Annotated in this window: 4 protein-coding genes and 1 pseudogene; 3 read left to right on the top strand and 2 right to left on the bottom strand. The window is 66.8% G+C overall.

All coding sequences use genetic code 11. From position 1 onward, the window contains the following. Positions 1-32: 32 nt before the first annotated feature. Positions 33-1,010 (bottom strand): NADPH:quinone reductase, encoded by a 978-nt coding sequence (locus tag G3436_RS14845; RefSeq protein WP_163946261.1) that lies wholly within the window; start codon positions 1,008-1,010, stop codon positions 33-35. Between the two features lie 155 nt (positions 1,011-1,165). Here G3436_RS14845 and hemF point away from each other — a divergent pair, with 155 nt between their 5' ends. Next, positions 1,166-2,092, top strand: a complete 927-nt coding sequence (hemF, locus tag G3436_RS14840; RefSeq protein WP_163946258.1) for an oxygen-dependent coproporphyrinogen oxidase — start codon at positions 1,166-1,168, stop codon at positions 2,090-2,092. Between the two features lie 52 nt (positions 2,093-2,144). Continuing rightward, the gene (gene aroE, locus G3436_RS14835) at positions 2,145-2,969 is read left to right on the top strand and encodes a shikimate dehydrogenase (RefSeq protein ID WP_163946255.1); all 825 of its coding nucleotides are present in this window, start codon (positions 2,145-2,147) and stop codon (positions 2,967-2,969) included. Between the two features lie 212 nt (positions 2,970-3,181). On the opposite strand, the pseudogene G3436_RS14830 reads toward aroE, so the two are convergent. Further along, a pseudogene (locus tag G3436_RS14830) lies at positions 3,182-4,753 on the bottom strand (SulP family inorganic anion transporter). Between the two features lie 133 nt (positions 4,754-4,886). Between G3436_RS14830 and G3436_RS14825 the strand changes: the two are divergent. Continuing rightward, the coding region (locus tag G3436_RS14825; protein WP_338001262.1) for a DOPA 4,5-dioxygenase family protein at positions 4,887-5,183 on the top strand (297 nt) is incomplete at its 3' end.

Raw genomic sequence — 5,183 nt, 5'->3', positions numbered from 1 at the left:
GCTGGCTTGCCAGCGAAGCATTCAGCGCCGAGTCAAGGCACCAACACCGTAGACCCCACCGTGCGTCGCGCCGACAGCGCTGCCTGCGCCTTGGCCGCCTCGGCCAGCGGATAACGCTGCTGGATATCCACAGCCAGCTTGCCACTGGCAATCATCGCAAACAGCTCATCGGCCATCGCCTGGGTGTTCGCGGCGTTGTTGGCGTAACTGGCCAGTGTCGGCCGGGTGACATACAGCGAGCCCTTCTGCGCCAGGATCCCCAGGTTCACCCCGCTCACCGCGCCCGAGGCATTGCCGAAGCTGACCATCAGCCCGCGTGGCGCCAGGCAGTCCAGCGAGGTCAGCCAGGTGTCCTGCCCTACCCCGTCATACACCACCGGGCACTTTTTGCCGTCGGTCAGTTCCAGCACGCGCTGGGCCACGTCTTCGCGGCTGTAGTCGATGGTTTCCCATGCGCCCAGCGCTTTTGCCCGCGCCGCTTTCTCCGGCGAGCTCACGGTACCGATCAGCTTCACGCCCAGGGCCTTGGCCCATTGGCACGCAAGCGAGCCCACGCCGCCGGCGGCCGCGTGGAACAGCACGGTCTGGCCGGCCTGCAGGTCGTAGGTCTGGCGCAGCAGGTACTGCACGGTCAGGCCCTTGAGCATCACCGCGGCCGCCTGCTCGAAGCTGATGCTCTCGGGCAGTTTCACCAGGTTGGCTTCAGGCAGCGTGTGCACTTCGCTGTAGGCACCCAGCGGGCCGCCGGCGTAGGCCACGCGATCGCCGACCTTGATGCGGCTGACCCCTTCGCCCACCGCCTCGACGATGCCTGCACCCTCGGTGCCCAGGCCCGACGGCAGTGCCGGCGGCGCATACAGCCCGCTGCGGAAATAGGTGTCGATGAAGTTCAGGCCGATCGCCTGGTTACGCACGCGCACCTGCTGCGCGCCCGGGGCGGCGGGTTCGAAGTCGACCAGGCTCAACACCTCGGGGCCGCCATGCTGGCTGAACTGGATACGCTTGGCCATCTGCACTCTCCTGCTTCATCCGGAAAAACCCCTATCGGACGCCTTTGCTTGATCGCCGTCAACTGCGGGCGCCCTGCCCCGAGTGGTATGCTACGCGCCGAATTCAGCGCCGGCCCCCGCCTGGCCCGGCCCTAGCCCGTTTCCAAGGTGACCTGATGACTACCCGCACCGAGGCCGTGAAAGCCTACCTGCTCGACCTGCAAGACCGGATCTGCGCCGCCCTGGAAACCGAGGACGGCGGCGCGCGTTTCGTCGAGGACGCCTGGGTGCGTGAAGCCGGTGGTGGCGGGCGTACCCGGGTGATCGGCGACGGCAACGTGATCGAAAAAGGCGGGGTGAACTTCTCCCACGTGTTCGGCAGCGGCCTGCCACCGTCGGCCAGCGCGCACCGCCCGGAACTGGCCGGTCGCGGCTTCGAAGCCCTGGGCGTGTCGCTGGTGATCCACCCGCACAACCCGCATGTGCCGACGTCCCACGCCAACGTGCGCTTTTTCATCGCCGAGAAGGAAGGTGAAGAAGCGGTGTGGTGGTTCGGCGGCGGTTTCGACCTGACCCCCTACTACGGCAACGAGGAAGACTGTGTGCACTGGCACCGCGTGGCCGAGCAGGCCTGTGCGCCGTTCGGCGCCGACGTGTACCCGCGCTACAAGGCCTGGTGCGACCGCTACTTCCACCTCAAGCACCGTGGCGAGCCGCGCGGCATTGGCGGGCTGTTCTTCGACGACCTGAACGAATGGGACTTCGACACCTGCTTCGCCTTCATCCGGGCCATCGGCGATGCCTACATCGACGCCTACCTGCCGATCGTGCAGCGGCGCAAGGCCGAGACCTACAGCGCCGAGCAGCGTGAGTTCCAGGAGTACCGGCGTGGGCGCTACGTGGAGTTCAACCTGGTCTACGACCGCGGCACCCTGTTCGGCCTGCAATCGGGCGGCCGTACCGAGTCGATCCTGATGTCGCTGCCACCCCAGGTGCGCTGGGGCTACGACTGGAAGGCCGTGCCCGGCACCGCCGAAGCGCGCCTGACCGAGTATTTTCTGCAGGACCGCGACTGGCTGAGCCTGGACACGGCCGGTTACTGAACCCATTGTGGATAACGTGCCCGATTCGCCGGGCTGACTCAGGAAGTGCGTCATGGACCAGTACGTTGTATTTGGCAACCCGATCGGCCACAGCAAGTCGCCGCTGATTCATCGGCTGTTTGCCGACCAGACCGGCCAGCAGCTGGAATACAGCACCCTGCTGGCACCGCTGGACGACTTCACGGTCTGCGCGCTGGGCTTTTTCAAGCAGGGCCGGGGTGCCAACGTCACCGTGCCGTTCAAGGAAGAAGCCTACCGCCTGGTCGACAGCCTGACCGCACGCGCGCGGCGTGCCGGGGCGGTGAACACGCTGACCAAGCTGGCCGATGACAGCCTGCTGGGCGACAACACCGACGGTGCCGGCCTGGTACGTGACCTGACGGTGAATGCCGGGGTCGCGCTCAAGGGCAAACGCATCCTGCTGCTGGGTGCCGGTGGTGCGGTGCGCGGTGTGCTCGAACCGTTGCTGGCGCACGCGCCGGCGTCGCTGGTGATTGCCAACCGCACGGTGGAAAAGGCCGAGCAACTGGCGCGTGAGTTCGCTGACCTGGGGCCGGTGGCCGCCAGTGGTTTCAGCTGGTTGCAGGAGCCGGTCGACCTGATCATCAATGCCACCTCGGCGAGCCTGGCCGGTGAGTTGCCGCCGATTGCCGACAGCCTGATCGAACCGGGCGTGACCGTGTGCTACGACATGATGTACGGCAAGGAACCGACGCCGTTCTGTCGCTGGGCCACCGAGCAGGGCGCGGCGAAGGTGCTGGATGGGCTGGGGATGCTGGCGGAGCAGGCGGCTGAAGCCTTCTTTATCTGGCGCGGGGTACGGCCTGAGACGGTGCCGGTGCTGGATGAACTGCGTCGCCAGTTGGCCCGCGGCTAGACATCAGGGCCTCTTCGCTGGCAAGCCAGCTCCCACAGGGATAGCGGTGCTCTCAAGACGCACTCGGTACCTGTGGGAGCCAGCTCCCACAGGGATAGCGGTGCTCTCAAGAAGCACACAGCACCTGTGGGAGCCAGCTCCCAAAGGGATAGTGGTGCTCTCAAGATGCACACGGTACCTGTGGGAGCTGGCTTGCCAGCGAAGGGCGCACCTCATTCTTCGAAGTGGATCGGGCAACCTGCCGGCCCTTCCAGCTTCTGCAGCTCCTCCACCACTTGCGCCCGCGCGCGCCGCATCACCAGTTGCCGGCCCCTGCCGGCGCAGCCGACGGGCCTCCTGGTGCAGCATCGCCACGCCTGAATAGTCGATGAAGTTGATCTGCCGCGCATCGATCACCACCGCCTGCGCCTGGCAGCGCTGCAGGCGCACCTGCAGGTAATGGCTGGCGCCAAAAAAGATCGAGCCGAACACCCGCAGCACGTCTGCCTCGCCTTCGCGTGACTGCTGTACCCGCGGCTGCGAGGTGCGCTTGAGGTAGAAGAACAGCGATGCCAGCACCCCGGCATAAATGGCGGTCTGCAACTCCAGCAGCAAGGTCGCCACGCACGTCAGCGCCATCACCAGAAACTCCGGCCGCTGACGCGAAACAACGCACGTATGGCGCGGTGATCGACCAGGCCCCAGCAGATCAGCAGGATGCTGCCAGCCATCGCCGGGATCGGCACCTGTGCGATCAGGTGTGCGCCCGCCAGCGCGAACAGGGCCACCCACAACGCCGAGAACACCCCGGCCAGCGGCGACTGCGCACCGGCCTCATAGCTGAGCGCAGAGCGGGTGAACGAACCCGACGACAGGTACCCCGAACACCACGCACCGCCCAGGTTCGACAGGCCCTGGGCGCGAATCTCCTGGTTGGCGTCGAGCAATTGCTCGGAACGGATCGACAGCGAGCGGGCGATCGACAGGCTGGTGACCAGCCCGAGCATGCCCACGGCCACGGCGCTGGGCAGCAGGCGCAGGACCATCTCCAGGTCCAGCAATGGCAGCGGGCTCAACGGCGGCAGTTGCCCGACAAACGCCGGTACCCGCGCCACGTGGCCGAATACCGACGGCCACAGCCATGCCAGCAGGCTGGCCCCCAGCAGACTTATCAACAGGGCCGGCCAGCGCGGCCGGCCCAGTTTCACTGCCAGGCCCAGCAGCAAGGTGCCCAGGCCCAGCAGCAGCGACGGCCAGTCGATGTCGCCGGCATGCTGCAGCAGGCCTTGCAGGGTCTTGAGGGCGGTGGCCTGGCTGTCCAGGTCGAGCCCGAGCAGGTTGGGCAACTGGCCCAGCGCGATCACCACGGCCGCCCCCAGGGTGAAGCCGAGCACCACCGAGTGCGATACAAAGTTTACCAGCGCGCCGAAGCGCAGCAGGCCGATCAGCCACTGGAACAGGCCGGCGAGAAAGGTCAGCAGCAGGATCAGCGTGATGTAGTCGTCGCTGCCGGGCACCGCCATGGGGCTGATGCTGGCGTAGAGCACGATGGAGATCGCTGCGGTCGGGCCGCCGATCAGGTGCCACGACGAGCCCCACAGGCAGGCGATCAGCACCGGCACGATGGCCGCGTACAGGCCGTACTCGGCGGGCAGGCCGGCGATCAGGGCGTAGGCGATCGACTGCGGCAGTGCCAGGATCGCCCCGCTCAACCCCACCAGCAGGTCGCGGCGCACGCTGGCGCGGGTTTGCCGGGGTAGCCAGGCAAGAAAGGGAAACAGACGGTGGCGGTCGGGCCAGGCCATGAGGCGCTCGATGCTGGGCAGTGAGTGTTCAGGGTGCAGTGTCGTGACGGGGGTGGCAAGCGGCGGTTGGGCCGGCGAGGGAAAGGCGTTGTATTCTTGTTGCGTTGGATCCTTCTCTGAGTCGGGAGTCACTGTGCAACGGATCAAGGGGTATCACGCCCACGTCTATTACGACGCCAGCACGCTGGAGCAGGCACGGGAACTGTGCGAAGAAGCCACCAAGCTGTTTGGCGTGAGCATGGGGCGCCTGCACCAGAAGCCGGTGGGGCCGCACCCGGACTGGAGCTGCCAGCTGGCCTTCGGGCCGGAGCTTGTCGGGGTAGTGCTGCCGTGGCTGGCGCTGTATCGCAAGGGGCTGGGCCGCCCCCCTCAGCCTGCACCATGCAGTCATTGCCGAGGCCTCTCCTCCTGCCAGCCACCCGCGGCAGCG

Source organism: Pseudomonas brassicae (assembly GCF_010671725.1).
Lineage (GTDB): Bacteria > Pseudomonadota > Gammaproteobacteria > Pseudomonadales > Pseudomonadaceae > Aquipseudomonas > Aquipseudomonas brassicae.
Note: the sequence above shows the minus strand (reverse complement) of the source record. Positions and strands in the feature narration are given on the sequence as shown.

Excerpts from the sequence above, each read along its gene's own strand:
- aroE (WP_163946255.1), top strand. The coding sequence starts at position 2,145 with ATGGACCAGTACGTTGTATTTGGCAACCCGATCGGCCACAGCAAGTCG.
- hemF (WP_163946258.1), top strand. The coding sequence starts at position 1,166 with ATGACTACCCGCACCGAGGCCGTGAAAGCCTACCTGCTCGACCTGCAA.
- G3436_RS14845 (WP_163946261.1), bottom strand. The coding sequence starts at position 1,010 with ATGGCCAAGCGTATCCAGTTCAGCCAGCATGGCGGCCCCGAGGTGTTG.